Genomic DNA, 583 nt, shown 5'->3' on the forward strand with positions numbered 1-583 from the left:
AGGAAGACCAACAATGACATTACCTCCATTGCTAGCAACGGTGGAAGAGTGCAATGCATGCAGGTGTGGCCACCAGTTGGCAAGAAGAAGTTTGAGACTCTTTCCTACCTGCCAGACCTTGATGATGCACAATTGGCAAAGGAAGTAGAATACCTTCTTAGGAAGGGATGGATTCCTTGCTTGGAATTCGAGTTGGAGCACGGTTTCGTGTACCGTGAGCACAACAGGTCACCAGGATACTACGATGGACGCTACTGGACCATGTGGAAGCTGCCTATGTTTGGTTGCACTGATGCTTCTCAGGTGTTGAAGGAGCTTCAAGAGGCTAAGACTGCATACCCCAACGGCTTCATCCGTATCATCGGATTCGACAACGTTCGCCAAGTGCAGTGCATCAGCTTCATCGCCTACAAGCCCCCAGGCTTCTAAGTGTGAAAAATTTGCAAAGCATTTGTAGCCGCCACCCCACTTTGTTTGTTTGTACTTAAACTACATTCCCATTTGTTTTTGCTTTTTGAGATTTCATCATCCTGTATTTTTGGTTTCTGTTTTCGGACTTCAATGGAAATTAATGGATGAGAAC

1 protein-coding gene is annotated in these 583 nt (G+C 46.0%); it reads left to right on the forward strand.

Annotated features, from left to right (window positions below; genetic code table 11):
* Positions 1–429, forward strand: a 429-nt coding sequence (locus IEW45_RS14950) for a RuBisCO small subunit-like domain-containing protein (RefSeq protein WP_229665967.1), incomplete at its 5' end; no start/stop codon positions are given.
* Positions 430–583 lie beyond the last annotated feature (154 nt).

The sequence above is a fragment of the Flavobacterium suaedae genome, assembly GCF_014642915.1.
Lineage (GTDB): Bacteria > Bacteroidota > Bacteroidia > Flavobacteriales > Flavobacteriaceae > Flavobacterium > Flavobacterium suaedae.